The 26,750-nt window shown below is 67.8% G+C and carries 27 protein-coding genes and 1 pseudogene; 15 read left to right on the plus strand and 13 right to left on the minus strand.

Annotated features, from left to right (window positions below; genetic code table 11):
• The coding region (locus IRT45_RS32525) for a non-ribosomal peptide synthetase (RefSeq protein ID WP_194809628.1) at positions 1 to 3,464 on the minus strand (3,464 nt) is incomplete at its 3' end.
• A gap of 959 nt (positions 3,465 to 4,423) precedes the next feature.
• Entirely contained in the window at positions 4,424 to 5,035 is a 612-nt protein-coding gene (gene mftR, locus IRT45_RS32530; RefSeq protein WP_309241256.1) for a mycofactocin system transcriptional regulator, read from the minus strand.
• Positions 5,036 to 5,112: 77 nt separating this feature from the next.
• Here mftR and mftA point away from each other — a divergent pair, with 77 nt between their 5' ends.
• The 5 genes from mftA (at position 5,113) to IRT45_RS32555 (ending at position 8,757) form a co-directional block, all read left to right on the plus strand.
• Entirely contained in the window at positions 5,113 to 5,223 is a 111-nt protein-coding gene (gene mftA / locus IRT45_RS32535) for a mycofactocin precursor MftA (RefSeq protein ID WP_081879272.1), read from the plus strand.
• Entirely contained in the window at positions 5,213 to 5,518 is a 306-nt protein-coding gene (gene mftB, locus IRT45_RS32540; RefSeq protein WP_309241257.1) for a mycofactocin biosynthesis chaperone MftB, read from the plus strand. Before mftA ends, mftB begins: the two co-directional genes overlap by 11 nt.
• Entirely contained in the window at positions 5,515 to 6,693 is a 1,179-nt protein-coding gene (gene mftC / locus IRT45_RS32545; RefSeq protein WP_194809630.1) for a mycofactocin radical SAM maturase, read from the plus strand. The genes mftB and mftC overlap by 4 nt, the downstream gene beginning before the upstream one ends.
• A 103-nt stretch (positions 6,694 to 6,796) precedes the next feature.
• The gene (mftD, locus tag IRT45_RS32550; protein ID WP_194809631.1) at positions 6,797 to 7,969 is read left to right on the plus strand and encodes a pre-mycofactocin synthase MftD; all 1,173 of its coding nucleotides are present in this window, start codon (positions 6,797 to 6,799) and stop codon (positions 7,967 to 7,969) included.
• Positions 7,969 to 8,757 carry a mycofactocin-coupled SDR family oxidoreductase gene (locus IRT45_RS32555; RefSeq protein WP_194809632.1) on the plus strand — a complete coding sequence of 263 codons (789 nt, stop codon included), beginning with the start codon at positions 7,969 to 7,971 and terminating at the stop codon, positions 8,755 to 8,757. The genes mftD and IRT45_RS32555 overlap by 1 nt, the downstream gene beginning before the upstream one ends.
• 63 nt (positions 8,758 to 8,820) lie before the next feature.
• On the opposite strand, the gene IRT45_RS32560 is transcribed toward IRT45_RS32555, so the two are convergent.
• Both IRT45_RS32560 and IRT45_RS32565 read right to left on the minus strand, forming a co-directional pair.
• On the minus strand, positions 8,821 to 9,207 hold the full coding sequence (locus IRT45_RS32560; RefSeq protein ID WP_194809633.1) for a hypothetical protein: 387 nt from the start codon (positions 9,205 to 9,207) through the stop codon (positions 8,821 to 8,823).
• On the minus strand, positions 9,204 to 9,350 hold the full coding sequence (locus tag IRT45_RS32565) for a hypothetical protein (protein WP_194809634.1): 147 nt from the start codon (positions 9,348 to 9,350) through the stop codon (positions 9,204 to 9,206). Before IRT45_RS32565 ends, IRT45_RS32560 begins: the two co-directional genes overlap by 4 nt.
• A 388-nt stretch (positions 9,351 to 9,738) precedes the next feature.
• Here IRT45_RS32565 and IRT45_RS32570 point away from each other — a divergent pair, with 388 nt between their 5' ends.
• A complete protein-coding gene (locus IRT45_RS32570; RefSeq protein WP_228535733.1) occupies positions 9,739 to 11,145 on the plus strand; it encodes a hypothetical protein in 1,407 nt (468 codons plus the stop codon).
• On the opposite strand, the gene IRT45_RS32575 is transcribed toward IRT45_RS32570, so the two are convergent.
• Complete coding sequence (locus IRT45_RS32575) at positions 11,129 to 11,665, minus strand: NUDIX domain-containing protein (protein WP_309241258.1); 537 nt, start codon at positions 11,663 to 11,665, stop codon at positions 11,129 to 11,131. The two genes, IRT45_RS32570 and IRT45_RS32575, sit on opposite strands and share 17 nt — an antisense overlap.
• A gap of 253 nt (positions 11,666 to 11,918) precedes the next feature.
• On the opposite strand from IRT45_RS32575, the gene IRT45_RS32580 reads away from it, so the two are divergent.
• Positions 11,919 to 12,881, plus strand: a complete 963-nt coding sequence (locus IRT45_RS32580) for a DUF5996 family protein (RefSeq protein ID WP_194809635.1) — start codon at positions 11,919 to 11,921, stop codon at positions 12,879 to 12,881.
• An 8-nt stretch (positions 12,882 to 12,889) separates the two neighbouring features.
• On the opposite strand, the gene IRT45_RS32585 is transcribed toward IRT45_RS32580, so the two are convergent.
• The 4 genes and pseudogenes from IRT45_RS32585 to IRT45_RS32600 form a co-directional block, all read right to left on the minus strand.
• A complete protein-coding gene (locus IRT45_RS32585; protein WP_194809636.1) occupies positions 12,890 to 13,945 on the minus strand; it encodes a DUF4185 domain-containing protein in 1,056 nt (351 codons plus the stop codon).
• 7 nt (positions 13,946 to 13,952) lie between these two features.
• Complete coding sequence (locus tag IRT45_RS32590) at positions 13,953 to 14,288, minus strand: PQQ-binding-like beta-propeller repeat protein (RefSeq protein ID WP_194809637.1); 336 nt, start codon at positions 14,286 to 14,288, stop codon at positions 13,953 to 13,955.
• 256 nt (positions 14,289 to 14,544) lie between these two features.
• Positions 14,545 to 15,276, minus strand: a pseudogene (locus IRT45_RS37895) (hypothetical protein); the annotation flags it as partial.
• A 157-nt stretch (positions 15,277 to 15,433) separates the two neighbouring features.
• Positions 15,434 to 16,036 carry a DUF4232 domain-containing protein gene (locus IRT45_RS32600; protein WP_194809638.1) on the minus strand — a complete coding sequence of 201 codons (603 nt, stop codon included), beginning with the start codon at positions 16,034 to 16,036 and terminating at the stop codon, positions 15,434 to 15,436.
• A gap of 89 nt (positions 16,037 to 16,125) precedes the next feature.
• Here IRT45_RS32600 and IRT45_RS32605 point away from each other — a divergent pair, with 89 nt between their 5' ends.
• The gene (locus IRT45_RS32605) at positions 16,126 to 16,923 is read left to right on the plus strand and encodes a hypothetical protein (RefSeq protein WP_194809639.1); all 798 of its coding nucleotides are present in this window, start codon (positions 16,126 to 16,128) and stop codon (positions 16,921 to 16,923) included.
• On the opposite strand, the gene IRT45_RS32610 is transcribed toward IRT45_RS32605, so the two are convergent.
• A complete protein-coding gene (locus IRT45_RS32610; RefSeq protein ID WP_194809640.1) occupies positions 16,899 to 17,381 on the minus strand; it encodes a hypothetical protein in 483 nt (160 codons plus the stop codon). The genes IRT45_RS32605 and IRT45_RS32610 overlap by 25 nt on opposite strands.
• 129 nt (positions 17,382 to 17,510) lie before the next feature.
• On the minus strand, positions 17,511 to 18,362 hold the full coding sequence (locus IRT45_RS32615) for a SigB/SigF/SigG family RNA polymerase sigma factor (RefSeq protein WP_194809641.1): 852 nt from the start codon (positions 18,360 to 18,362) through the stop codon (positions 17,511 to 17,513).
• 138 nt (positions 18,363 to 18,500) lie between these two features.
• Here IRT45_RS32615 and IRT45_RS32620 point away from each other — a divergent pair, with 138 nt between their 5' ends.
• Entirely contained in the window at positions 18,501 to 19,478 is a 978-nt protein-coding gene (locus tag IRT45_RS32620) for an adenylate/guanylate cyclase domain-containing protein (RefSeq protein ID WP_375540181.1), read from the plus strand.
• A 3-nt stretch (positions 19,479 to 19,481) separates the two neighbouring features.
• On the opposite strand, the gene IRT45_RS32625 is transcribed toward IRT45_RS32620, so the two are convergent.
• Both IRT45_RS32625 and IRT45_RS32630 read right to left on the minus strand, forming a co-directional pair.
• Positions 19,482 to 20,291, minus strand: a complete 810-nt coding sequence (locus IRT45_RS32625; protein WP_194809642.1) for an alpha/beta fold hydrolase — start codon at positions 20,289 to 20,291, stop codon at positions 19,482 to 19,484.
• A 125-nt stretch (positions 20,292 to 20,416) separates the two neighbouring features.
• A complete protein-coding gene (locus tag IRT45_RS32630) occupies positions 20,417 to 21,163 on the minus strand; it encodes an IclR family transcriptional regulator (protein ID WP_309241260.1) in 747 nt (248 codons plus the stop codon).
• 282 nt (positions 21,164 to 21,445) lie between these two features.
• Between IRT45_RS32630 and IRT45_RS32635 the strand changes: the two genes are divergently transcribed.
• The 6 genes from IRT45_RS32635 to IRT45_RS32660 all read left to right on the plus strand — a co-directional run.
• On the plus strand, positions 21,446 to 22,489 hold the full coding sequence (locus IRT45_RS32635; protein WP_194809644.1) for an NrtA/SsuA/CpmA family ABC transporter substrate-binding protein: 1,044 nt from the start codon (positions 21,446 to 21,448) through the stop codon (positions 22,487 to 22,489).
• Position 22,490: 1 nt separating this feature from the next.
• Positions 22,491 to 23,330 (plus strand): ABC transporter permease, encoded by an 840-nt coding sequence (locus IRT45_RS32640; protein ID WP_194809645.1) that lies wholly within the window; start codon positions 22,491 to 22,493, stop codon positions 23,328 to 23,330.
• On the plus strand, positions 23,327 to 24,079 hold the full coding sequence (locus IRT45_RS32645; RefSeq protein ID WP_228535737.1) for an ABC transporter ATP-binding protein: 753 nt from the start codon (positions 23,327 to 23,329) through the stop codon (positions 24,077 to 24,079). The genes IRT45_RS32640 and IRT45_RS32645 overlap by 4 nt, the downstream gene beginning before the upstream one ends.
• A gap of 16 nt (positions 24,080 to 24,095) precedes the next feature.
• Positions 24,096 to 25,121: an ABC transporter substrate-binding protein gene (locus IRT45_RS32650; protein ID WP_194809647.1), complete on the plus strand. Its 1,026-nt coding sequence runs from the start codon at positions 24,096 to 24,098 to the stop codon at positions 25,119 to 25,121.
• Positions 25,118 to 26,248, plus strand: a complete 1,131-nt coding sequence (locus IRT45_RS32655) for an LLM class flavin-dependent oxidoreductase (protein ID WP_194809648.1) — start codon at positions 25,118 to 25,120, stop codon at positions 26,246 to 26,248. Before IRT45_RS32650 ends, IRT45_RS32655 begins: the two co-directional genes overlap by 4 nt.
• On the plus strand, positions 26,245 to 26,750 hold a 506-nt coding region (locus IRT45_RS32660), incomplete at its 3' end, for an LLM class flavin-dependent oxidoreductase (protein ID WP_194809649.1). The genes IRT45_RS32655 and IRT45_RS32660, both read left to right, overlap by 4 nt.

A 26,750-nucleotide genomic window follows, 5' to 3' on the forward strand; every position in this document is an offset into this window, starting at 1 on the left:
GGTGTCACATCCAGTTCCGCGACGACATCCCCGGGCGGCAGAATCACTTGTGTGCCTCGGCCGTTCACCGCCGGATACACCGTGCGCAGCGATTCGTGCCGTCCGATCACGTCGGCCAGGGCCGCGCGCAGGGCGGCGGTGTCGAGCCGTCCGGACAGCCGCAGCACCAGCGGAATGTTGTAGGCTCCCGATTCGGGCTCGATCTGATTGATCAGCCAGATCCGGGTCTGCGCGGGCGCGAGCGGAATGGGGTCGACTCGCGGCTGTGGCCGCAGCACGGGGCGCGCGGACCGGCGGGCACCGTCGATATGGGCGGCGAGCTGGGCCGCGGTCGGCTTCTCGAACAGCTCGCGCACCGACACCTCGCACCGGGTCGATTCGGCGATCCGCACGGCGGCTCCCGTGGCCGTCAGCGAATTGCCGCCCAGCTCGAAGAAGTCGGCCAGCACACCGACCCGGTCGACGCCCAGAACCTCGGCGAAAACGCCGGTGATGGTCTCCTCCACTGCCGTGCGCGGCGCCACGTACGCCGCCGCCGAATCCGGGGCCGGCTCGGGCAGGGCCCGATGATCCACCTTGCCGTTGACGGTCAGCGGCAGCGCGTCGAGAACGACGACGTGGGCCGGGACCATGTACTCCGGCAGGATCGAACGCACATGCGTGCGCAGTTCCTCGGCCGCACAGACCGCGCGGGTGGCCGGCACCACGTAGGCCAGCAGCCGGGCCGCCTCGGTACCGGGCAGATGCACCACGACGACCGCCGCCGACACCGAGCTGTGACTCAGGAGCGCGGCGCGGATCTCGTCGAGTTCGATCCGGAACCCGCGCAGCTGCGCCTGCCGATCGGCGCGGCCTCGATATTCCAACTCACCCTTGATATTCCGGCGTGCGATATCACCGCTGCGGTACAGCCGCGCACCCGGCGCACCGAACGGATCGGCGACGAAGCGTCCCGCACTCAACCCGGGGCGGCCGATATAGCCGCGGGCGAGTTGGGCTCCGGCCACGTAGATTTCGCCCCAGGCGCCCAGCGGCACCGGCCGCAGGCGCTCGTCCAGGACGTACACCCGCAACCCCGGTAGCGGCGGGCCGATGGTGCTGGGTGCGCCCGGTACGGCCCGGTCGGGCGACAACGGGGTGTAGGTGACGAAGACCGTGGTTTCGGTAATGCCGTAACTGTTGGCCAGCACCGGCAGTTCCCGATTGTGCGCGTACCAGTCGGACAGACTCGCCGGATCCAGCGCTTCACCGGACAGGACGACGAGGCGCAGGGCGAGCTCACCGTCCGGTTGCCCGGCGTCCACATAGCGTTGTCGCGCGGCCGCGAACTGATGGAACGCCGAGGGTGTCTGGCTGAGAACGCTCACCTTCTCCCGCGCGGCGAGGCGGACCATCTCGTCCGGTGAGCGCGTGACAGGACCGTCCACCACCACGAGCCGGCCGCCGGTGACCAGCGCACCGAAGATCTCCCAGACCGAATAGTCGAATGCGAACGAATGGAACAGCGTCCACCCGTCACCGGCGCGTACCCCGATTTCGGCGGTCGCGTGGGTCAGGTAGGCGGCGACCGCGCCGTGGGTGATCGCCACACCCTTCGGGCGCCCCGTCGATCCCGAGGTGTAGATGACATAGGCGATGTTGCCGGGACGCAGTGGACGGACCCGGTCGGCATCCGTGATCGGTTCGCCACTCTCGGTGGCGTCGTCGTCGAACAGCACGACGCGGCCCGTCTCGGGCAGCCGATCGGACATGCTCCGGGTCGTCACCACGGCGATCGGTTCGGCGTCGCGCACCACATACTCGAGGCGCTCGAGCGGGTGCGCGCCATCCAGCGGCAGATATCCGGCGCCGGACTTGACGACAGCCAGTGCGGCCACGATCAGATCGGCATCCCGCGGCAGCGCGATCGCCACCAGCGTTTCCGGCCCGGCCCCGAGGGCGATGAGCCTGCGCGCGAACCGGTTGGAGCGCTCATCGAGTTGGCGGTAGGTCAGCGCGGTCGTCCCGTCGTCGACGGCGACGTCGGACGGCGAGCACGCCGCCTGCCGCGCGACGAGGTCGGCGAGTGTCGCCGCTGTGGCCGCCCCCTCGCGGCCCGCGAGTTCGCCGAGCACCCTCTGCTGTTCGGCGGGGTCGGCCAGCGGGATGTCGACCAGCCGGGCATCGGCGGGCGAGTTCGATATGCGGTCGAGGAAGTCGACGAACCGGCCGGCATGGGCGTCGAGTTCGTCCGGTCCGTACAGGTTGGCGTTACCGTGCAGTTCGACCGCCAGCGGTGCGTCGGCGCCGGCGCGGTACATGTTGAACTGCAGGTCGTCCAGCGCTCCCGAGGTCAGCGCGCGGTAGTGCCCGATCGCCTCGCCGAGGCGGATCTCGGAATCGAAGAACAGGATGTTGACGATCGGGCCGAACGAGGTCGCCGCCGCGTCGAGGGCATCGGACTCGCGGCGCAGATCCTCGAACCGGTAGAGCTGATGTCGCATCGCCAGCACGAGTTCGGACACCGACGCGCGGACCAGGTCTTCCACCGTGGTCGCCGGGTCCACGGTGAATCGGATCGGCACCATATTGGCCAGCATCGCGGCGGCATTGCGCAATCGCCTCGTCACCCGCCCGGACACCGGCAGCGACAGGACGACCTCGTCGGTACCGGTCATACGCGCGAGGAAGGCGGCGAATGCGGCCACCACCACCTGCGCTGTCGAGGCGTGCAGGTCGGCGGCGAAACGGTCGAGCCGCGCGGTCAGCGGTGACGGCAGCGTGCGCCCGGCGAAGCGGTCGTCCTCGCTCCATTTGGCGGAGCGCCCCGCCAAACTCGCCGCAGGCGGCAGGCCGGCAACCTTGTCCAGCCAGTACGCCCGGTCGGTCTCGAACCGCCGGCTCGTCCGATAGTCGTGCTCCGCGGTGATGAGCTCGGTCAGCCCGGGTGCCGCCAGCGGCGCCGGCGCCCTGCCCTCGATCAGTGCGTTGTAGTGCTCGGCCACGCGGTTGAGGAGGTTGAACGCACCGTAGCCGTCGACGACGAGGTGATGGGCGCGCGCGTACCACAGATATCGGTCCTCGCCGATCCGGATGAGCTTGGTGGCGGTGAGCCGGTCCCGGGCCGGATCTGCCTTGGTCCCGTAGTCGCGGCGCATCCAGTCCATCGCCGCCGCATGAGGGTCGGCGGCCTCGCTGAGATCCAGCAGTGGCTCGTCGTAGACGATGCTGCGATCGACGTACTGATACGGACGACCGCCGACTTCGACCACCCGGACGACGAGCGACTCGCTCTCGTGGCCGGCGTCGTTCACCGCCTTGGTGAAGGCGGCGTAGTCGATGGGCCCTTCGATCTCGACGTAATGAGCGATGTTGACGTTCGGTCCGCCGGGTAGGTTGTCCGCCAGCCACATTCCGTATTGCGCCCTCGAAAGCGGAATCAGATCAGGATTTCGGTCGGCAGGCATGGCTGAATCCGGACTCATCGTTTAGCCCCTCCTCGAATTCCGAGACACGGAGCACGCACACCACTCATCGTTTCCGTGCGCGGAATTCCCCGTTGCGGTATCGTTGATTACGAATGCAATTACATTTGCGATTCCCCGAGTTGCCGGATTCCCGAATCGACCCGAGCGCCCGTAAACCCTTTTCGATCCCGGGCGGTTCGACGCACACGACATCACCCCAATCGGAGCCGGGAACGAGCCGCTGTCCGATTGGGGGCATTATGCAGATCGTGCGCCTGCCCTGCGTAGCTGAGGACCCCCTCTCGCCGAGCTTGGCGAGCACTGTGCGACAACTCTTCGCCGTATTGTCACGACGCGCCGCCACAATGTCCGGGCGGCCCGAAAACCCCACTCGCACAAGGCATATGAGGGCCCCGCCGAATGGGTTGGAACTACGAGCGATTTGTCCGTATTAAAGTGGAAAGCGTATTGTCGAGCGGGTCGATCCCCCCGCCACGCCACGGTTTCGAAAGCTTGTGTCGGCATTGCGTCCGACCCGGGAAAACCACCCCGTCGAGCATTGTTTCACCGCTCCGTGCGACGACGCCGCGCGGAGTGACCTATTGCGGTCCACGCTGTGTGGAAAACCGTTGCACCACACCTATCTGATACTACTGAACAGCGGCTTTGCTGTCCCGCACTCGCCGTGAAATCCGGCGAGCTCCGAGCATAGCGTTCCCATTCGACCGATACCGAGAAGGACACCGCGAAAGCTTCACCCGGCGACTTCCGTACCGGTGAGCGGCGCATTTACGAGCCGAGGAAAAGCCGTTCGTTCGGCAAGCGATTCTCCGGGAGGTGGCCGTCGATCGTGCCGAGAATGAAGATACGCATGTGCACATCGTTGTGCACCGCGCTGCCTCCGCCGCCGGGCCTCAGCACTCCGTAGTCGACATCCCTCCGTGAGTCGATACCCCTGCGTGGTCATCGCCACGTGGTCACGTGTCGGCGCCGAATCCGGAACCCCAACTCCGCAGTGCGCGGTCGAGAATGTCGGCGAGCTCCTGGCCGGGGTGGTCGAGCCAGTGTTCGTATCCCGCGATCGCGACGCCGAGTGCGCAGTATGCCGCGACCTGGGCGAGCAGATCGCGCGTGTCCACACCCAGCCGGGCGGCCACGAATTCGGCGACCACGTTGCGCCACTCCTGATAGCGCAGCGTCGAATGCGCTTGCAACGCGGGAACTTTCAGGATCAGCTCCATGCGCTTGCGATGCCAGGGCACCTGAGCCGGGTCGAAGCGGTTGAACTCGACCACCACACTGCGGACCGCGTCGGTGACCGGCTGGTCGGGCGGGCACCGGTCGAACAGAGCGCGCATCGCCTGCAGTTGATCGCTGAAGTTGCCCCATACGACGTCGTTCTTCGATTCGAAGTAGCGGAAGAAGGTCCGCTTGCTGACCCCGACGGCGGCCGCGATGTCCTCGACCGTGGTGTCGTCGAATCCGCGCTGCTCGAACAGCTCGAACGCGACCCGTTCCAACTCGTCCGCGCTGGTAGAAGGCCTGCGCCCCGCCCTGGCGCGCGGTACGACCGGTTTTTCCGCCGTCACCCCTTCCATTTTGTCACTCGGTGCCATTATGCTGACCCTCACACCCGTTACCCCGATCCCATCCCCTAGGAGCGGTCATGAACGAACCCATCACCAGCCAGACAGTAGTCCCCGCCGAGGACGCGCTCGTCGAAGACGACCTGCTCGTCGAGGATGTCTCGATCGATGGCATGTGCGGTGTCTACTGACGGCTTCGATCCGGCCGGCTCCTATCGGCTCGCGCCCTCGATCTCGCTGCGGCCCGAGCCGTTCGGAGCGCTGGTCTACGACTTCACCACCCGGCGGCTGTCGTTCCTGAAGACGAAGCAACTGGTGACGGTCGTGCAGGGACTGGCCGAACACTCCTCTGCGGCCGCCGCTTTGGCGGCCGCAGGGGTCGCCGATGCCGAACATCCCCGCTATCTGAGCGCGCTCGCCGGTCTGCTCGAGGCGGGCACCATCACGCCGCGCCCCGCCGGCCCGGACGAACAGGATCACCGATGAAGCTGGTCGAACATTTCAAACACGGCCTCGACGCCCCGATCTGCCTGACCTGGGAACTCACCTACGCCTGCAACCTGGCCTGTGAGCACTGCCTGTCCTCGTCGGGCCGACGCGACCCGCGCGAGCTGTCCACCGAGGAATGCAAGGCGTTCATCGACGACCTCGAACGCATGCAGGTCTTCTATGTCAACATCGGCGGCGGCGAGCCCACCGTCCGCAGCGATTTCTGGGAACTGCTCGACTACGCGGTCGCCCATCACGTGGGAGTCAAGTTCTCCACCAACGGGATTCGGCTCACGCCCGAACGGGCCCGGCAGTTGGCCGCGACCGACTACGTCGATGTGCAGATCTCCATCGACGGCGCGACCGCCGAGGTCAACGACGCCGTGCGCGGTCCCGGATCGTTCGACACCGCGATGCGGGCCATGCAGAACCTCGCCGACGCCGGGTTCGAGAACTTCAAGATCTCGGTGGTGATGACCCGCCACAACGTGGATCAGCTCGACGAGTTCAAGGCCATCGCCGACCGGTTCGGCGCCCAGCTGCGCATCACCCGGCTGCGCCCCTCCGGACGCGGCGCCGACGTCTGGAACGAGCTGCACCCGACGACCGACCAGCAGTTGCAGATCTACGACTGGCTCGTCGCCCACGGCGAAGGCGTGCTCACCGGAGACTCGTTCTTCCACCTCAACGCCCTGGGCTCCACCCCGATCGCCGGACTGAACCTGTGCGGCGCGGGCCGCGTGGTGTGCCTGGTCGATCCGGTCGGCGACGTGTATGCCTGCCCGTTCGCCATCCACGACGAATTCCTCGCCGGCAACGTCCGCGACACCGGCGGATTCGACACCGTCTGGCGCACCTCGGAACTGTTCGAGCGGCTGCGGCAACCACAAACCGGCGGCGCGTGCACCTCGTGTTCGGCCTACGACGCCTGCCAGGGCGGCTGCATGGCCGCCAAATTCTTCACCGGATTGCCTTTGGACGGGCCCGACCCCGAATGCGTCAAGGGCAACGCCGAATTGGCGCTCGCGGGCGTCGGCGCGAAACCGCAGCCGGACAAGAATCATTCGCGCAGCGCACCACGACGAACCGTCGCCCTCGGCATCCCGACTCGCAGCCGGACCACCGCCCCCGATCGCGCCTGCGACACCAGCCCACTCGCCGGTCTCACCTGACAACACCACACCAACGGGCATCCCGGCCACGTTCAGCGGCACCCGATCACGCCGCCACGATGCCGGCCGCTCGCCCTACCTCCACTGCACCACAAGGATTCTCATGGCAAGCACCCGTGACTGGTTCGAATCGGTCGCCGAAGCCCAGCGCCGCGCGAAGAAGCGCGTACCGAAGCCCGTCTACCTGGCCCTGCTGGCGGGTTCGGAAGCCGGCGCCACCCTCGACGACAACGCCGCCGCGTTCACCGAACTCGGCCTGCGCCCCCACATCGCCGACCTTCCCCCCACCCGCGACCTGAGCACCACCGTTCTCGGACAAGACATTTCGATGCCGGTCATCTGCTCCCCCACCGGTGTCCAGGCGGTCGACCCCGCCGGAGAGGTCGGCGTCGCACGCGGCGCTGCGATGTCGGGCACCGCGCTCGGCCTGTCCTCCTTCGGCTCCAAGCCGATCGAGGAGGTCATTGCCGCCAACGACAAGACCTTCTTCCAAATCTATTGGCTCGGAAGCAAAGACGATATGGTCGCCCGCCTCGACCGTGCGCGTGAAGCAGGCGCCAAGGGCATCATCGTCACCCTGGACTGGGTGTTCGCCACCGCCCGCGACTGGGGCAGCCCGCCGCTGCCGGAGAAGATCGACCTGAAGACCGCCGTGCGCTTCGCGCCCCAGGTCGTCACCAAACCAGGCTGGCTGCTGCGCTTCGCCCGCTCCGGCAAACTCCCCGACCTCACCACACCCAACCTCGTCCCGCGCGGGCAGCAGGGCCCGACCTTCTTCGGCGCCTACGGCGAATGGATGGGCACCCCACCGGTCACCTGGGACGACCTGGCCTGGTTGCGGCAGCAGTGGGACGGGCCGTTCCTGATCAAGGGCATCGGCCGCCCCGACGACGCCAAACGCGCCGTCGACATCGGCGCCACCGCCATCTCCGTCTCCAACCACGGCGGCAACAACCTCGACACCACCCCCGCCGCGATTCGTATGCTGCCCAGCGTGGTTCAGGCCGTCGGCGGTCAGGTGGAGATCCTGCTCGACGGTGGTGTGCGCCGCGGCAGCGACGTCGTGAAGGCGCTCGCCCTCGGCGCGAATGCGGTCATGATCGGCCGGCCGTACCTGTGGGGCATGGCCGCCGCCGGTGACCGCGGCGTCCACAACGTCCTCGAAGTCATCCGCCAGGGCATCGACTCCGCCCTCTACGGACTCGGCCACTCCTCCATCCACGACCTGTCCCCCGAGGACGTCATCGTCCCCGACGGCTTCACCCGGGGCATGTAATGGCCCCCGCCCCGGTCGCCATCGTCACCGGTGCCGCCCGGGGCATCGGCGCCGCCACCGTGCACCGGCTCGCCGCCGCGGGCCGGCGCGTCGTGGCCGTCGACATCTGCCGCGACGACCCCGCACTCGGCTATCCGCTCGGCACCCGCGATCAGCTCGCCGCGGTGGCCGCCGCGCACCCGGGGGCGGTTCTCGACGTCGAAGCGGACGTGCGCGATATCGAAAGTCTCGGCCGCGCAGTCGATCTCGCGATTGACCGTTTCGGCCGGCTCGACGCGGCCGTCGCCGCCGCAGCCGTCATGACCGGCGGCCGCCCCCTCTGGGAAACCAGCCATACCGACTGGGCGCCGATGTTCGACATCGGCGTCCACGGCACCGCCAACCTCGCCCGGGTCGCCGTACCGGCCATGCTCGCCCGACCCGAACCCCGCACCGGCCGCTTCATCGCCCTCGCCTCCGCGGCCGCCCACCACGGCATGTGGCACCTCTCCGGTTACAACGCGGCCAAACACGCCGTCGTCGGCCTGATCAAAGGACTCGCCCACGACCTGCGCGGCACCGGCATCACCGCCACCGCCGTCTCGCCCGGCTCCACCCGCACCGCCCTGCTCACCGAAACCGCCCGCCTCTACCACCTCGACACCGTCGACGACTTCGCCTCCCACCAACTCCTCGACCGCATCCTCGAACCGGACGAGGTCGCCGCCACCATCGCCTGGCTGTGCACCCCCGAATCGGCCGCCGTCACCGGAAGTGTGGTGCACGCCGACGGGGGATTCCTGGCGTGAATTCGGAACTTCACCGTCCCGGCGATCTGCCGACCTGCCCGTGATGGCACTTCGAGTTGTGGCCTATCGGCCTGCCGGCGGATCCGACCCGAGCGGGTTCTGAGCTCCACCGTCCGGCGCGTAGCCACCGCCCCGCTCGTAGGTGAACCTCGTAGCGAGGTCGTGGATGTCGGTGATCTCGGCAACCTCCGGCGGGATCCGACCGCGAAGATGTCCGAGGTCGGGCACGATCAGCAGCTCGATCCGATGGGAGGTCACATGATCGAGTAGGGCCTCCGGAACGATCAGGCTGCTGCTCCTGGTCAGTCCCAGGTAGACATAGCCGAGCCGTCGGGCGATTTCCCGCATCGGCAGATGGAGCCGGTGAGCGGTCTTCACCAGGTCCACGCAGACATAACCCATGGCGTATGCGGGTGTTTCATCATCTTCCGCATCACTTCGCGAAGTCATCGGTCCTCGTCCTGGATCCGCCGGCGAATGGTCTCGACCTTTCGGTCTTTCGGAATGCGCTGCGGGACAAGCAAGGTCGCAATCAGAACGACCAGCGGCAGACCGACGCAGACGACAAGGCCGAACATGGCCCATCCGTTCATGACTGCCTTTCCGCGAGCGCACGCCGACCGCATTCACTGATCTGCCACCGCGCCCGTGAACTGCTGAACACGATGAACCCGCACGCAGACAAGCGAGTAAGCGCGACGCGAACACGCCACCCCGCCAAGGCCGCATCGCGGCGAATTTGTCCGGTGGTCAGCAGGCCACCTGGTGCCGGCACGGCCAGCACCGCACAATCCGACCTTTCCAATTTCGGCTTCATCGGCGACCCCGCCACCGCATCGGCCATTGCGCTCCATCCATGGACTGAGAAGACACGAAATCGGGCAGCGGCTGAAACACGCGCGGGCCGGGCAGATGTCGTCAGACGATGCGCGCGAGATGCGGCGGGGGTGGATGTGTGCGCAGGGGGTGTGCGATTGCCGAATGTTGTTGGATCGCGTCGATTACACGTGCCACACTCCGGTCATGGGACGTAAGCCCAAACAACCCAACCTCGGACTCACTGAGCTCCTGAACGAAGGGGCGATCAGCCGAGGCGGCCTCGCAAGACGAATCAACGACGCGGGAAGAGCTGTCGGCCTCGACCTCTCGTACGATCACACATCGGTCGGGCGGTGGTTGACCGGTGAACAGCCGAATCCCCCTGCACCGCAATTGATTGCGGCGGCGTTCTCCGAGATTCTGGGACGGCGCATCGTGCCCGAGGACTGTGGCATGTCCGCAAGTTCCGGTTCCGGCGACCTCGGTTTGGAATTCTCGCTGAGTTTGTCCGAGGCATTGGGCTCCGTCACGACGCTGTGGCGCGCCGACATCGAGCGGCGCCGGTACCTACTCGACGCTTCCTACGCGGTAGCTGTCTACCCAGCCGCGTCGATGCGCTGGTTGACGATGCCCGGACCTGACCATCCCGTATCTGCCGGTCGCCGTCGAGTGGGACGTGTCGATGTCGAGGGGGTTCTGGCGATGACGAGAACGTTTCGGGACCTCGACAATCGAGCGGGCGGCGGCAGGGTGCGGTCGACGATTGTGCACTATCTACACAGTTCGGTAGCTCCACTACTGCGCGGGAACTATGCCGAAACAATCGGACGACCTCTGTTCTCGGCGACCGCCGAGTTGACGAAGATCGCTGGGTGGGCAGCCTATGATCAAGAGGAACACGGTCTTGCCCAGCGCTACCTGATCCAGGCGCTCCGACTCGCCCGAGCGGCGAACGATCGTGGTCTGGGCGCTGAGATTCTGGCCGCCATGAGCCATCAGGCAACCTACGTGGGTCGCCCGGGCGACGCCATCGACTTGGCTCGCGCGGCCCGCATGACGGCACGAGCCACGAGCTCCGCCGCCCTGGAGTCGGAATGTCACTTGGCCGAGGCGCACGGTCACGCGGCCCGGCAGGACAACGCCTCATGTGTGGCGTCACTGAGCGCGGCAGAGCGATCGTTCGAGAAGGTCGACCGTACAGGTTGCCCGGAATGGCTGTCGTATTTCGACTCCGCTTACATGGCCGCCAAGACTGCACATTGTTTTCGCGAACTCGGCGACGACGCCCGTGCCGCTCGGTTCGCCGAACTGTCTCTCGATATGTCGTCCGGTTACCAGCGAGGCCGCGCCTTCAACCTGACCCTACTGGCGTCTGTTCGAACAGCCGAGGATCCGCTGGAGGCGGTGCGCGTCGGTCGCGAGGCAGTCGAACTCGTATCCGGGATCTCCTCACAACGCAGCTACGCGTACCTACGTGAGCTGCGACGCCGGCTGGATCGGCACAAGGACCTCGCGGAAGTCGCCGACTTCCAGCATGAGGTGCAAATTCTGACTACACGACCGTACTGAGCGCGCGGTAAACGCCGATTACTGTTGCAGCGCCGACAATTTCGCCGCGCTCGATCATCCTCGCGGCTTCAGCCAGCGGGACCCAACGAATGTCTTCGGCTTCGTTGACATCCGGTACGGTGTCGGTCGGGTCGGCACCTTGGGACAGGTACACCTCCTGCGGGTGGTCGAGGGTGCCGATCGCCGGCTGGTAGGTGACCAGATGCCGCATCGACTTCGGTCGCCACCCGGTTTCCTCCTCCACTTCGCGCGCCGCCGCGGCCGCGACATCTTCAGCTCCGTCGACATACCCTCCAGGCAATTCCCACACCCATCGATCGATGATGAATCGGTGCCGGTACATGAGCAGGACCTCGCGGCTGTCGTTGAGCACCACAGTCATCGCGCATCGGGGCATACGGGCGACGTACTGGGTGAACGTCACGCCGTCCGGCAACTCCACGTCGACCGTTGACAGCCGTATGTGCCGGTTTTCGTCGACCAAGATCTCGCCATGGATGGTCCACTGAGTGCGCGTCACGTTCCGACGGTATCGCGAACTCCCATTCGGTGTCGTCGGTCGATCCCTCGCCATCTCCGGCCGATGCGGACCTTTCACCCATTGAGAACCGCTGCGCGGTCCAGTTCCCCGGCGGAGCACCGCAGCCGACAATCACCCCGATCGCTGACAGTTTGCCCTAGCATGTTTACGTTCAGTCCGATGCGTCCGGAAATCGAAATCTTCTCGCTTCCGGCCCCGAATCGATGTCGTCAGCGACGGAGGGACCACCGATATGTCGAAGACGAATTCCACCGCGTGGCCGCGGTTGCAACTCGCGGAGTGGGCGGATACGCGTGAGACTCTGCATATGTGGATGCAGGTGGTGGGCAAGGTTCGGCTCGCGCATGCGCCCTTGTTGAATCACTGGTGGCAGGTCACGCTTTTCGTGAGTCCGCGGGGGTTGGCGACGCCGGCGATTCCCTATGGTGATCGGTTGTTCGACATCGAATTCGACTTTCTCGCGCATCGATTGGTGATCCGCGCCGATACCGGCGACAGCCGCACTGTGGCGCTCGCGCCGAAATCGGTGGCGCAGTTCTACGCCGAAACGATGCGGGCGCTCGACGAGCTGGGGTTATCCACGCGGATTCAGGGGCGGCCCAACGAGGTCGATCCGTCCATTCCGTTCGCCGAGGACACTCGGCACGCCTCCTATGATCCGGACGCCGCGCAGACGTTCTGGCGGCAGCTCGTGCACGCGAATCGCGCATTCGAGGAGTTCCGGTCCGGGTATATCGGAAAGTCCAGTCCGGTGCATTTCTTCTGGGGTGCGATGGATCTGGCCTGTACCCGGTTTTCCGGGCGGACGGCGCCGGAACACGGCGGCGGTGCGCCACACTGTGCCGATTGGGTGATGGTGGAGGGTTACTCCCGTGAACTCAGCAGTTGCGGGTTCTGGCCCGGCGGCGGGGAGGAAGGCGCGTTCTACGCCTACGCCTACCCCGAGCCGGAGGGATATCACGAGCGGCAGCTGCAGGTGCCGGGTGCGGGCTACGACGCCGCGCTGGGGGAATTCGTTCTGCCGTACGAAACGGTGCGGGCGGCCGATGATCCGAACGCCCTGGTGTCCGCTTTTCTGCACGAAACCTACGCGGCCGCAGCCGAATTGGGCCAGTGGGATCGGCACGAGCTCGAATGCGATCCGCATCGATGGGCCGCGAAGCGCGCGGCGGCGCCCTGGTCGTCGCTGCGCTGACCCGGTGGTTACGGCGTGATGCCGTCGAACTGCATCACCCAGTACGGACTGTTCGTGGCCGTATTCCATTGGGAGACATAGAGAGTGATATCGGTGGATGAGCTCGACCGGGGGTGGATGAAGCCGCCGTAGAGCTGCGGGAAGGTGCGGACCCAGAACTGCCACCACGGCGCCGAGGCGACGATCTGCCGCTTCGGCGCCGTCCAGACGCGGTCGATGGCCGGTGCGGTGCGGGTGGCGATGCAGGCGCCGGCGACGTCGAAATAGGACATGACCCACGTCCCGGCGATGTTCTTCACACTCACCTCGCCGATCGGCCCCATCCCGCCGAACAGCGGCGTCGGGGTGGGATTGCCCCACCGCCAAGCCGAACCGTCGTAGCCCCAGTATTCGTACTCGGCGCGGACGGCGATCCGCTGCCACGGCACGCGCATCAGGATCGGACCGTTGCGATTGTGGCTGCGCCCCCACTCCTTCGAGACGATGTAGAGATAGCCGTCGCCGTTGTTGTTCCCGATGCCGGCGAAGGACTGCATCATGAACGGACTCCAGCCGCCGTAGCCGTCGCTGCCGTCGTTGGGCCAGACGGCCGCATAGTCGGTCCAGGTGGCGCCGTCGTCATCGGAGTAGGCCAGCCCGCAGAACAGCGCACCGTGGCGATCGTCGGAGACGCTCCAATCGTGAACACTGGTGTAGGTCAGCCACGTTCGCCCGTTCGGGTCGACGAACGCGTCGTGGGGAATTCTGCTGACCTCGAATCCGTAACCGTTGTCGGCATCGTGGGTGTAGGTGAGGGCCTGGCGCGCCTGCGCGCCACCGGGGGGCGCGGAGAAGGTTGTGGTGGCGTCCGGGAGGTCGGAGCTGAACAGCAGTACGGGCGAGCCGAGCCACGTGCCCGACCCCTGACTGTCACCGGTGAACGTGTCACCGAAGACGAAGCCCGACCCGCCCGGCGCGAAATGATCTCGGTCGTAAGGGATTCCGAGGTCCGTGCCACCTACGCCGAATTGCCTCGCCGTACTTCCGGCGAACCCGGTGAGCGGCGTCCCCCAGTGCGTCGCCATCGCCGGCTCATGCCGGGGCGGCGAGGACGAATCGCGTCCACGCCGCGGCTCGGTTGGCGTTGTCGGTGCACACCTTCCCGGTGGTGAGGTCGATGGCATAGACACAGCCGTCGGGGACCCCGCCGTTGAAGGTGGCGAACCAGGCCGTCGGCCCGCCTTGCGGTGTGGCACAGGCTGCCACGTCGGTGAAAGCCCCTTCCGGGAACGTGATCTCGGCGGCCGTCGCGGTGGTGAGGGCGGCCAGGGTGCCGCCCGCGGCGGCGGCCGTCGCCGCCGCCCGGACCTGGGGCACGCAGTCGGTGATCACGAAGAAGCGGCCGTTCGTACTGGCGATTGTCGGCATGCGAATACTCCGTCGGAGGATTGACAGGGTGAGGGTGTTACGGGTTGGGAGGCTGGAAGCCGGCGATATCGAGTTTCTGCCCGATGGCCGCGATGGCGTCGACCAGGGACCAGCCGCCCAGCTGCGGCCAGCCGGTGCCCTGCAGTCCGCGCATCTGGATCCACTCGTCGCGGATGCGGCCGTCGGAGTCACGCGGCAGTGGCACCTGGGTCGGCCCCGGCGGCGCCGCGAAACCCGGCAGGCCGAGGGACTGTCCCACGCTGGCGACACCGTCGACGAGCGTGTGGCCGGCCAGCTGCGGCCAGCCGTTGCCGCCGATGCCCATGAACTGAATCCACATGTCGGTCACCGGGTCCGTGGCCACCGTGCCGACCCCGACCTGGTTGGCGAAATCCTCCGGGGAGAAACCGTCGGCGGAGTTCATATCGCAGTTGCCGAAGGGCGAGGCGCCCTCGGGCAGGCCGCCGCCGTAGCCCTGGCCGTCGGTGTACTGGTGCGCGATCTGGCCGGGCAGGTTCGGGTTGCTGCCGTATCCGGCGCCGATCATGTTCAGGCCGTCCGGGCGCACCGGCCACATACTGTCGAAATCCGGGCGGTTGGCGTAACCGATGACCCGCCGGGTCGAGCCGAGCCAATCGGCCAGCCGCCAGTAGGCGCGGTTGATGCCGTCCGATTGATCCCCGCCGGGATTGCCGCCCGATTCCACGTCGATCATCGTGATCATCTTCGGATGGGGACCACCCGCCTGACCGACCATGCCCCGGTGGGTGTCGACGGTATCGAGCCAGTTCGGCCGCCAGTAGAAGTAGACGATGAAGCAGGCGATGCGCCCGGAATCGGCGGCCCGGGCCGCCCACGAATAGTTCGAATAGAAGTTGTGGTCCTGATAGGTCCCGTCGTTGGAACGGAACGAGAAGAGCTGATACGGATACGAGTCGTCGACCGGCACTTGGAACTCGGACACGTCGGCGAAAAGGGAATCGACCATATTCCCCTCCAAGAGTCGACCGGTCCTCGGCAGGACCGGGTTTCGAGTGGGTGGCTATCTCATTGTCCGAGGCTACGCCTGTCCCGTCATCGATAGTGCGGTTCTCGTGACCGCGTCGTAATCGACGGTCCCCCAACGAAACCCGCCGATGATCGAATTACCGCCCCTCGGCGCCCGCCACGAGGGCGCGGACCCGCAGCTGATGCGTAGTCATTTGTCCGTTACCGCACGCCGTCGCCGCACGGTCGAGATACACCGATGCGGTGTTGTCGGGCGGGTAGATTCGCAGTCCCGGCACGTCGACGGGCCCGCACTGCTCGGCCGGAATGTTGTGCACGTCGACCGCGAACACCAGCGCCGACGCCTGGCCGCCGGGCGCCAGCTGAACCGGTCCCGACGCGGTTCCGTCGCGGGCGGCCGGGGCGCCGACGGGCGAGCTGTCGGGGCCGGCGGCATAGGAGACACCCGGGAAACCCTCCAGAACGCACGGGCCGGAACCGTTGTTGGTGAACACGATCGGAAATGCGACAGTTCCGGCGGCGGCGTTCGAGGGCCCCAGCGCGGCCGCGAGATCGGATGTCCGGCATTGTGGCGCAACGGCATTCGCATCCCGGGCGGGCGGAGTACCATCGTTCGAAGGTACCGAACCCACGTGCAGGGCCGGGGCCGCGCTCGTAATCGGAGTGTCCGGCGCCGACTGGTCCGATCCGCAGCCCGCGACGGTCACAGCCGCGGCCGCGGTGAGCGACCACCACGCCATCCGCCTTCTTTTCACAACTCCCGACCGTACTCGGTTCGGGGCCGACCGTGGAAGATCCGTCGAAGTTCGTCGCGGGCAAGGAGAACCCGATGATCGACATCATCACGTTGCGAGGAACCGGAGAGCCCCGGAACGCGGACGGCAGCCCTGCGGGCATGCTGGCCGCGGTCACCGATCTGCTCTCGACCGACAGCTTCAGCTTCTTCGAACCCGACTGGCCCGCCTCCGTCGGGCCGGACCCGAATCTCTGGGGACCGTCGCTGGACACCTCGGTCCGGCTGGGCATCGCCGCGGGCGTCGAGGCGATCCAGCAGTCGCCGAATGTCTGTGCGCTGCTGAGCTATTCGCTCGGCGGCATCTGCGCGAGCCGGATACTCGAAGGGGTGGCCCGGGGCGAATACACCAACACCGACGGCAGCCCGCTCGAGATCGCCTTCGCCGTCTTCATCGCCAACCCGCTGCGCAAGGCCGGCGATTCGGTGAACAACCTGTGCCCGCCCACGACATTCGGTCTGCACGGTCAGCACGGCACCTGGCCCGCGGCGGTCGCGACGCGGGAGTACGCGAATCCGGGCGACATCATCACCGCCTCCCCGGCCGACTCGCCGCTGCGCGTCATCGACGTGGGAATCTCACCGTTCTCGTTCGTCGAGGGCGCCCGCTTCGGCAACGCGAGCTATCTCATCTTCGCGCAGCTGATGCAGTTCCTGATGTCGAATCCGGTGGCCAACCTGCAACGCTTCGCCACGGCCGTCAACGGTGTGATCGGTTATCTCACCCCGTATCCCGACGGTCAGCACGTGCTGTACCCGGCCCACGACATGCCGGGCACCGACGTGACGTGGACGACCGCCGCGGCGAACTACATCACGGAGAACTTCGCGTAGGGCCGGGCGCCTCGCCGGCGCGCCGGGCCGGCGAGCGGACGCGCGTGATACTCGGTGGCGGGCAGGGGAACCGACCAGACGAGGCGGGTGCCCCGCTCGATATCGCACCGCCCGCCCAGCAGCCGCGCCCGTGCGCTCGCGCCGAGCAGCGGAGGCAGCAGGAGATCGACCGGACCGGTGGCTTCGACGACCACCGTCACCGTGGTCGTGACCGACGCCGTGACGACGACGGTGTCGGCACCGGGGTGGGCGGCGATGTGCCGCACGGCCTCGTCGACCACCGCTTCGGCGTGCAGAGTCAGATAATCCGGGACCACGTGCACCGGGCCGGTGACCGCGGTGACGATGCGGACCATGGTGTGACCGACGTGGCGGCGCATCACCTCGTCGATGCGCATCAACAGTCCGGGGGCGCCGACAGCGCACGGGGCGGTAGGGACCGCTGGAGTATCAGCCATCGATCGGCCGGACCTCTCTCGCCGAGAAAACGAACCGACCCTGCGGTCTAGAGTCGGCGTGCCTTACCGATAATGGCCGCCGGGCCGGACATTCGGGCATGAACCGGCGAATTCGAGCGACGGAACCGATCAGGCGACGGCGCGGAGACGGCGAGTCCGCGCGGGTTCGGCGAGAGCCTGCTCGCGCAGCCCCGAGAGCACCCGGCTGAGGATCCGCGAGACCTGCATCTGCGAGATGCCGTGCAGCGCAGCGATCTCGGACTGGGTCTTGCTCTCGTAGAAGCGCTGGATCAAGATCTTGCGTTCCTGCTCGGGCAGGGCCTCGATCAGCGGTTTCACCGTGATCGCGTCCTCGGTGAACTCGTAGCGCGGTTCCTCGACCGCCAGCCGGGCGCCCAGCGGCGTGGGGCTGTCGCTTTCGGCGGACTGGGTTTGGTCGAGCGAGTCGCACAGGTAGCTGTTGGCCGCCACGGTCGCCTGCACGACCTCCTCGACCGGAACGTCGAGAGCGCGGGCGAGCTCATGGCTGCTGGGTTCGCGACCGAGTTGCTGGGACAGCACCAGGCTGTGCTGGGAGATGCGGGCGCGCAGTTCCTTCATGCGGCGCGGCACCTTCACTGCCCACCCGCTGTCGCGGAAATACCGCCGCACCTCCCCCATGATCGTCGGCACGGCGAAGCCCAGGAACGGTGCGCCCCGGGACACGTCGTAGCGGTCCACCGACAGCACCAGCGCGAGGTTCGCGACCTGCTGCAGATCCTCCCGCGCCTGGCCGCGGCCCTCGTACCGGCGCGCGATATGGGCGGCCAGCGGCATACAGTCGGCGATGATCTGTTCCCGCAGCTGGGCCCGGCGCGGGTCGGCGGCGTCGAGTTCGGCCAGCGCACGGAAGGAATCCTCGATCCCGTCATAGGAATTGCGGCCACCGTCGTCTCGAGCGGTGGCGGAACGGGTCGGGGCAGCAGTGGTCTCGGTGCTCATGATCGTCTCCGCAGCTTCCGTATGAACCATGCCGCCCTGGGTATCCGCGGCTCGGAGGCTCAAACAAGAAATTTCGGTCGAATCCGCCGCGACGACGACGGCGGCGGCATCCGTGCCGCGATGTGCTGTACTTGCCGGGTGAGCGAGTCTGGTGAGTCGACCGACGTGGTCGACGCGGTGGTCGAAACAACTCTTCTCGGTGGTCCCCGCCGCTACACCCGCGCTCAGGTGGCCGAGCTGTCCGGCGTCTCGGTCGACAACGCCCGCAAACTGTGGATCGCCTTGGGCTTCCCGGCCGCGGCGAGCGACGACGAGGCGGCGTTCACCGACGCCGACGTCGCCGCGGTACGCACCTTCTGCGCACTGGGCCCCGCGTCGAATGTCAACGAGCAGAACCAGATCGCCGCCGCCCGCACCCTCGGGCAGTCGATGGCGCGACTGGCCGAATGGCAGGCGGACCTGATCACCCGCGAACTCGGCGCGGGCACCGATGCCGAGGCCACCACCCACGCCATCGAGGTGCTCACCGACCTGCAGCAGTACGCGTGGCGGCGGCATCTGGCCGCGGCGCTGACCCGTTCACTCGAATCCGACGGCGCCGCACGGCAATTGCTCGTCGGCTTCGCCGATATGGCCGGCTACACCCGGCTGTCGCGCCACCTGGACCCCGACGAGCTGACCGATCTGCTGGAAGCGTTCGAAACCGCCACCACCGAGGCGATCACCGCCCACGGCGGTTGGGTGATCAAGAACGTCGGTGACGAAGTGATGTTCGCCGTCGATGATCCGCACCGGGGCGCGCGCATCGCGCTGGACCTGCACGTGGCGATCGCCCGTGCGGCACAGCGGATTTCGGAGATGCCGCAGATCCGGATCGGCCTGGCCTACGGGCCGGTGCTCACCCGCTTCGGCGACCTCTACGGCACCGTGGTCAACACCGCCGCCCGGCTGACCGGTGTCGCTCGTCCCGGAACGGTGCTCGTGGACGACGGTGCGGCCGCGGCCCTGGCCGGCGATACCGAATTCTCCCTGCGTCACCTACGCAGCGTGCGCGTGAAGGGATTCTCCCGCCTGCGTTCCCATGTGCTGCGGGAGCGACAGCGCAGACAACGCTGATCCTCAGGTCGCCGAGGCCGCCGACGCGATCACATCGGCCACCACGGCGGGCTGGGAGACCAGCGCCACATGCGACGCCTGCACCTCGCTGGTGTGTGCGCCGATCCGGCCCGCCATCCACCGTTGCGCGGCGGGCGGGATCACGGTGTCGTTCGCGGAGACCAGATACCAGCTCGGCGTGCTCGACCAGGAGGGCTGCCCGGACGGCTCGACATTCGCCGACACCGCGACGGACTTCTGGTGGGCGAGCATGGTGGCGGCCGTCGCATCGCTGACATCGGGGGCGAACACCTGATGGAACGACGCGTCGGCGATGTAGGCGTCGAGGTTGCGGCCCAGGGCGTTGGTCGGATCGTCGACGATCTTCATCTGCAGTGCGGGCGGCAGCAATTGGCTGCCGGGGAAGCGGATCGGGTCCAGCGCCAGCGCCACCGGCTCACCCTGCGCCGGCGCGAACGCCGCCACGAACACGAGCGCCCGCACGTTCGGATTGTGGATGTTGGTGATCACGGCACCGCCGTAGGAGTGACCGACCAGGACCACCGGGCCGGAGATGGCCGCGACGGTCTTCTCGACGGCCGCGGCGTCGTAGGCCGGGCCGCGCAGCGGATTCTCGGGCACCACCACCGGATAACCTCGCCCACGCAAATCGGCGGCAACGGCATCCCAGCTGGTGGTGTCGGCGAACGCCCCATGGACCAACACGATCGTCGGCATGGTCTGGGCATTCGCGGGTCCGACTGTCGCCACGACGAATCCGGCGAACAGCGCGAACACGAGCGACACCGCCTTCGCGAAACGGGTGAATCTCATGACGTGTCCCTTCATCGCTACGCCGGCGGGCAGATGCACGCGTCCGGCAATCAATGGGCAAAGGCGACCTGGCAGCGACGATAGCGCTCTCGGCACGCACCGGCAGCGGTTCGGAGAAGATCCGCTCATCCGGTCTCGAAGCGGGTGGCGATGTCGGCGGCGGTCACCTTGGCCAGTTCGACGAACAGCGGGAGTCGCTCGGGGATCATCAGCGCTGTGGGCCCGCGCAGTCCGAGCGCGAAGCGGCAGTCGCCGTCCCGGGTGAGGATCGGCAGGCCGATGGTCCGGAATCCGGGGTCCAGCTCCTCGTCGTTGTAGGCGTAACCGCGCGCGAGCGTGCGATCCAGTTCGGCGCGGAGTTCGGCCGGGGAGGAGACCGACCGGGCGGTGCCCTCGTCGTAGGTGAGGGTGCCCAGGACCTCGTCGGAGGCCCCCGACCAGGCGAGGAGGGCCTTGCCCAGCGCGCTCGCGTGCAGGGGCAGGCGGACTCCCATCAGCCGATGTCCGTCGGTCTCCCGCCAGCGGCTGGTGCCGAGCAGGACGGCATGAATGCTGTGGCGGATCGCGACCGACGCGCTGGCGCCCGTGGTGGCCGCGAGCTGTTCCAGGCTCGGTTCGGCGAGATAGATGCGGTGCTGGCGGTAGGCGATCTGACCGTATTCGGCGAGCGCGCCACCCATGCGATAGCGGCTCGAGGCCTCGTCCTTCTCCAGGAAGCCCGCGTGCACCAGCGCGGTGAGCAGGCGGTGGGTGGTGCTCACCGCCAGGCCCTGCTGCCGGGCGACCTCCGATACGCCGCGTTCGTCGCCGTCGCGGAAACAGTCGAGGACCGACAGCGCGCGGGTGACGGTCTGCACTCCGGAAGCTTCCACGCCGGGGACGGTAACACAGGAAGGAGGCTCGCACCGCATCGTTCATTCCATTATTCGGAAAGGGAACCCGCGCCGACTTCGGATCACACCGCGCGAAAAGTCCCGTCGAACAACTCGATTGGTCCAGTACAGAGGACTTGCGCGCCGGAATACACCGGGAGCCGAGGTTTCGTCAAGCCTTCCGATCCTCGGAAAGCATTACCTCGTAACGAGGTCCGTCCGTCCCTACTGTCGCTGGATATCACTCGACTTCGGTTTCCGATTCGGAAGAGGTGCTCCACGATGTTCCGCACGCGCAGGCCACACGGTTGGCGACTCGCGCTCGCGCTCGCCCCCGTCGTCGCTCTGGTCGCGGCGTGTGGCTCAGGATCCGCGACCGAATCCGGCGCCGGATCACAGCTGGTGTTGAAGGTGGCCGATCCCGGCAACGCGGGTCCGCTCGCGGTGGCCAAACGGGACGGCACGTTCGACAAGGCCCTGGCTCCGCTGGGCGCCAAGGTCGAATGGGTCAACACCACACCGGGATTCAGCTCCATGCTCAAGCTGTTCAACACCAGACAACTCGACATCTCCGGGGCCGCGTTCAGCCCGGTCGTGGGTGCGCTGTCCAAGGATGTGGCAGTCCGCATCGTGGCGGTGCAGGATCCGGCCGGTAAGGACCAGAGCGGCATCATCGCCACCAAGGAATCGGGCATCCGCTCGGTGGCCGAACTGGTCGGCAGGCGCGTCGCGGTGAACCCGGCCGGCAAGGGCGAGTACATCCTGCTCAAGGCCCTCGCCCAGGCGGGCGTGCCGGCCGACAAGGTGACACGGGTGCCGTTGCAGCAGAAGGACGCCGCCTCGGCCTTCGCCACCGGCAAGGTCGACGCCTGGGCCTCGTTCCTGGTGCCCTATCAGGAGGCCAAGGCCAACGGCGGTGTGGAGATCGCGACCGAGCAGAGCATCGGCTCCAAGGACAACACGGTGGTGGTCTTCCGCACCGAGATCCTCGACAAGCGCCCGGAGATCGCAGCCAAATATCTCGAGGTGCTGCAGGGGCTGACCATTCAGCAGCACGACAATCCGTCCGCGTTCGAGAACGTCTTCGAGCAGACCGGCCCGCGCGCGCTGACCGGCGCCCGCCTCGCCGACGCGATCCGGGTGGACAGCGAAGCCACCGTGCCACGCCTGCCGCTGGAATCGGATGCCACCGACCTCGCGGACGTGGTCGACCTGTTCGCCGGTAACGGTGTGATCAGCCGCAAGATCACCGCCGCCGACATCTTCTACGACCTGAAGGCCAAGCTCACCCCCGACCAGCTGGCCGCGCTGAAGACGGGCCGCTGACATGACCGCCGTCATCGCTCCCGCCGCATCGACGGGGCGGCTCGCACCGCCGCGCAGCCGGGTCGAGAAACGCAGACCCGCATGGCTTTCGGTGCCCCTGCGCTTCCTGCTCCCGGTACTGATCTTCGCCGGCTGGTGGATCGGGTCGGCCACCGGCGCGCTGTCGCCGGAGGTGCTGGCCGGCCCGCCGAAGGTCTGGTCGGCGTTCACCGAACTGGTGCACAACGGCCAGCTGATCGATTTCGCGCTCGCCTCCTTCGTCCGCGCCGGGTTGGGGGTGGGACTCGGCGTCTCGGCCGGGCTACTGCTCGGCTTGGCGGCCGGCTTGTCGAGTCTCGGTGAGGAATTGGTCGATTCGACGATGCAGATCGTGCGCGCCGTCCCGTTCCTCGCGCTGGTGCCGTTGTTCATCGCCTGGTTCGGCATCGACGAGTTGTACAAGGTGCTGCTCATCGCGGTCGCCACCGTCGCGCCCATGTACGCCTACACCTATCTCGGCGTGCGCAATGTCGATCGCAAGGTGGTGGAGGCCGCCCGCGGCTTCGGGCTGACCGGTCCGCGACTGGTGCTCGAGGTGATCCTGCCCGCGGCACTGCCCGGCATCCTCATGGCGCTGCGAGTCTGCCTGTCCATCAGCATCACCGGCCTGATCGCGGCCGAGCAGGTCGGCACCAGCAAGGGCGTGGGCTATCTGGTCACCCTCGCACAGGAATACAACCGCACCGACTACATGGTGCTGTGCGTCGTGCTCTACGCCGTTCTGGGCCTGGTGTTCGACGGCGCGGTGCGGCTGATCGAACGCTTCGCGATGCCATGGCGCGGGCAGGTGGCGATCCGATGACCGCCGTGGACGAACCCCGCACCGCCGCACCGCTGGCCGTGCACATCACCGGACTGCGGAAAGCCTTCGGCGACAAGGTCGTTCTCGACGGGGTGGATCTGAGCATCCGCCGCGGCGAGTTCGTCGTGCTGCTCGGGCCCAGCGGCACCGGCAAGACGACGCTGCTGCGACTGCTCACCGGTCTGGAGGTTCCGGATGCCGGCGATGTGCTGGTTCCGGCCGTCCGCACCACCGTCTACCAGGAGCCCCGGCTCATCCCGTCCAAACGGGTACTGGCGAATGTCGTTGTCGGACAACGCCGTTCCAAACCGATCCGGCAGGCGGGCCTGCGCGCTCTCGCCGAGGTCGGACTCGACGAGAAGGCGCGGCAGTGGCCCGCCACCCTGTCCGGCGGCGAAGCCCAGCGCGCCGCGCTCGCGCGCGCACTGGTCCGGGAGCCCGAACTGCTGCTGCTGGACGAACCGTTCGCCGCGCTGGACGCTCTGACCCGGTTGCAAATGCAGGACCTCGTCGGCGACCTGGTGGAGCGGCATCGCCCGGCGGTGCTGATGGTCACCCACGACGTGGACGAGGCGGTCCGGCTGGCCGACCGGGTCCTCGTCCTGAACCGGGGCCGCTTCGCCGTCGACATCGATATCGATCTGCCCCGGCCACGCGACCGTACCGACGCCGCGGCCCTGCGCTACCAGGCGGCTCTGCTCGCCGAACTCGGCGTCGGCCACACCACCGACCACCACCGGATTCCCTGAAACCACGGAGCTTTTCATGACCGACACCCTCTGGTACACCCGTTGCCCCGTCCCGACCGCCAGCGGTCTGGCACACAGCCTTGGCTGGCTCGGGGACGCCGCACAGCGCGGCGGCCTCACCTTCGGCGTCCTGCAGGACGCCGGACCCGAATTGGCCGGATTCCACTTCGACCACAAGCTGGCCGGCCTGGTGCGCGAAGGCGGCAACGTGCCCGCGCTGGCGGCCCGCGCCGCCGGCTCACCCACTCGGCTCATCGGCCTCACCTGGATCGACGAATCACAGGCCATCCTGGTCGGCCCGGATTCCCCGGTCGCCTCCCCCGCCGAGTTGGCCGGTCTGCGCATCGGCATTCCGGCCTGGGCACAGGATCAGGCCCGCAGCTTCCCGCGCGCCATGGCGCTGCACGGCTTCGGCAACGCGCTGCGGCTCGGCGGTCTGACCCTCGTCGATGTCACCGTGGTCGAACTCGCCGTGGAACGAGACCCGCAGGTGCGCACCGAGGTTGCGCAACGCGCCCGCCGCGTCACCTGGGGCGCGGAGGAGTTGCTGCGCGGCGAGGTGGACGCGATCTACGTCAAGGGCGCCCGGGCCCAGGAGGTCGCCGCCGAGCACGGCCTGCGGGTGGCCGTCGACCTCGACGCCACCGACAGCAAGCGGCTGCGCGTCAACAACGGCACCCCGCGACCCATCACCGTGCATCAGCAACTGCTCGACACCCGGCCCGAGGTGGTGGTCGACTTCCTCGCGCAGAGTCTGCGCGCCGCCGACTGGGCCGGCGACAATCTCGACGGCGTCCGCGCGGTGCTGCAACGCGAAACCCTGTCCGGCCCCGACGGAGTGGTGGCCGCCTACGGGGAGGACTTCCACCGCAACCTGCATCCCAGCCTGGACGAACACCGGCTGGAGCTGCTGGGCGTGCAGAAACAGTTCCTCTACACCCACGGCTTTCTCGCCACCGACTTCGATCTCGAATCGTGGGTCGCGCCCGAGCCGCTGGCCCGGGCGCGGGAGCTGGTCGCGGCCGGACGGGCGGCGGCATGACCGAATACCTGTGGCGGCTGCCCAGCCGCGGTGACGGGCGTCGCGCACAACCGGAACTGCGGCATCGTGGCGGTTTCGGCGATCCGGTGCCCACTCCGGCGAGCGGGCACACCGGGAATCGTGGGTCCGATCGCGAACCCACCGATGTGCGGCCCGGCCGACTCGGCCCCTTCGACGACCTGCACCAGGTGATCGACGCCGCCGAACTGGCCGGACTCGACGGCGTGCTCGCGCCCTACGACCCGCTCGGCGAGGAATCCTGGATCGTCGCCGGCGGCGCCCTGCGCGCCACCCGGCACAGCCGGGTGATCGTCGAATTCCAGCCCGCCTTCGGCACTCCCGTCTACGCGGCGAAGATGTCGGTCACGTTGCAGCGCCTGTCGGCGGGGCGGCTGGGCTGGCGACTGGCGGTCGACACCGACGAGGCGGAGGCCCGCTCGCGCGGCGACCGGGTGTCCGGCGCCGACCGCTACCGGCGCGCCGCGGAATTCCTCACCGTCGCACGCGGTGTGTGGAACCGCGATCCGGTGCCGGCGGCCGGGTTCCGGGGCACCGGATTCGATGTCGCGGGCGACTACTACGACGTGATCGACGGCGGTTTCCGCGGCGTGCTGTCGGGCCTGCCCTTCCCGACCGTGTACCTGTCCGGGAACTCACCCGAGGCCCTGGACCTCTCGGCGCGTCACGGTGATGTGCACGTGTTCACCGAATCCCCCGACGGCCCGGGCGAACAACTGGCCGCGTTGCGCGCCCGCACCGGCGAGACCGGTCGCACCGTGCGCGCCGGACTCGAGATCCCGGTCATCGCGCGCGAGACCGAGGACGAGGCCTGGGCACGCGCGGAACGACAGTGGCGTGAGGTGCGCCCGGACGGGCCGGGCGCGCGATCGCTGGCCCTGGGCGACGGCCGCTGGGCCGGATTCGACCTGCTCGGTTATCCGCAGGCCATCGGCCTGGTCGGCAGTTACGAGCAGGTGGCCCGGCAGCTGCAGGTCTACGCCGCGACGGGTTTCGACACCATCGTGCTGTCCGGGCATCCGCACATCGAGGAGGTGCATCGCGCCGGTGAGCACCTGCTGTTCCTCGCCGATCCGGCCGGTCGCACCCTGAAGGAGGTCGCGATATGACGATCGACATCTACTGGCGCATCGGCATGGAGGGCGACCACGCCTCGCTGCGCACGCCGCGCCGCTACAACCGCGGCAACGCCGGCGGCTACGGTCCGGGCAATATCGCCCCGGCCGTGCGCGGCGGTGAACTCGACGGATACAGCTATATCGATCACGTCGCCGCCGTCGCCCGGGCGAGCGAATCCGCCGGATTCCTGGGCGGGCTGCTGCCCTCGTTCCCGGTCACCGAGGATCCGTGGGCCTTCGCCGCCGCGCTGGCCCGCGAGACCACCACCTACCGCTTCATGGTCGCCTTCCAGCCGGGCTTCCTGCATCCCGTGCAGGCCGCGCGCATGTCGGCCAGTCTGCAGCGTGCCACCGGCGGGCGGCTCGTCTACAACATCATCAGCGGTGGCGGGGGCCCGGCCCAATTGTGGTGGGGCGACAAGGTTTCCCACGACGACCGCTACGCCCGCACCAGCGAATTCCTCGACGTGCTGCGCGGCGTGTGGGACGGGCG

Origin of the sequence: Nocardia sp. BSTN01 (assembly GCF_015354405.1) — a bacterium.
Lineage (GTDB): Bacteria > Actinomycetota > Actinomycetes > Mycobacteriales > Mycobacteriaceae > Nocardia.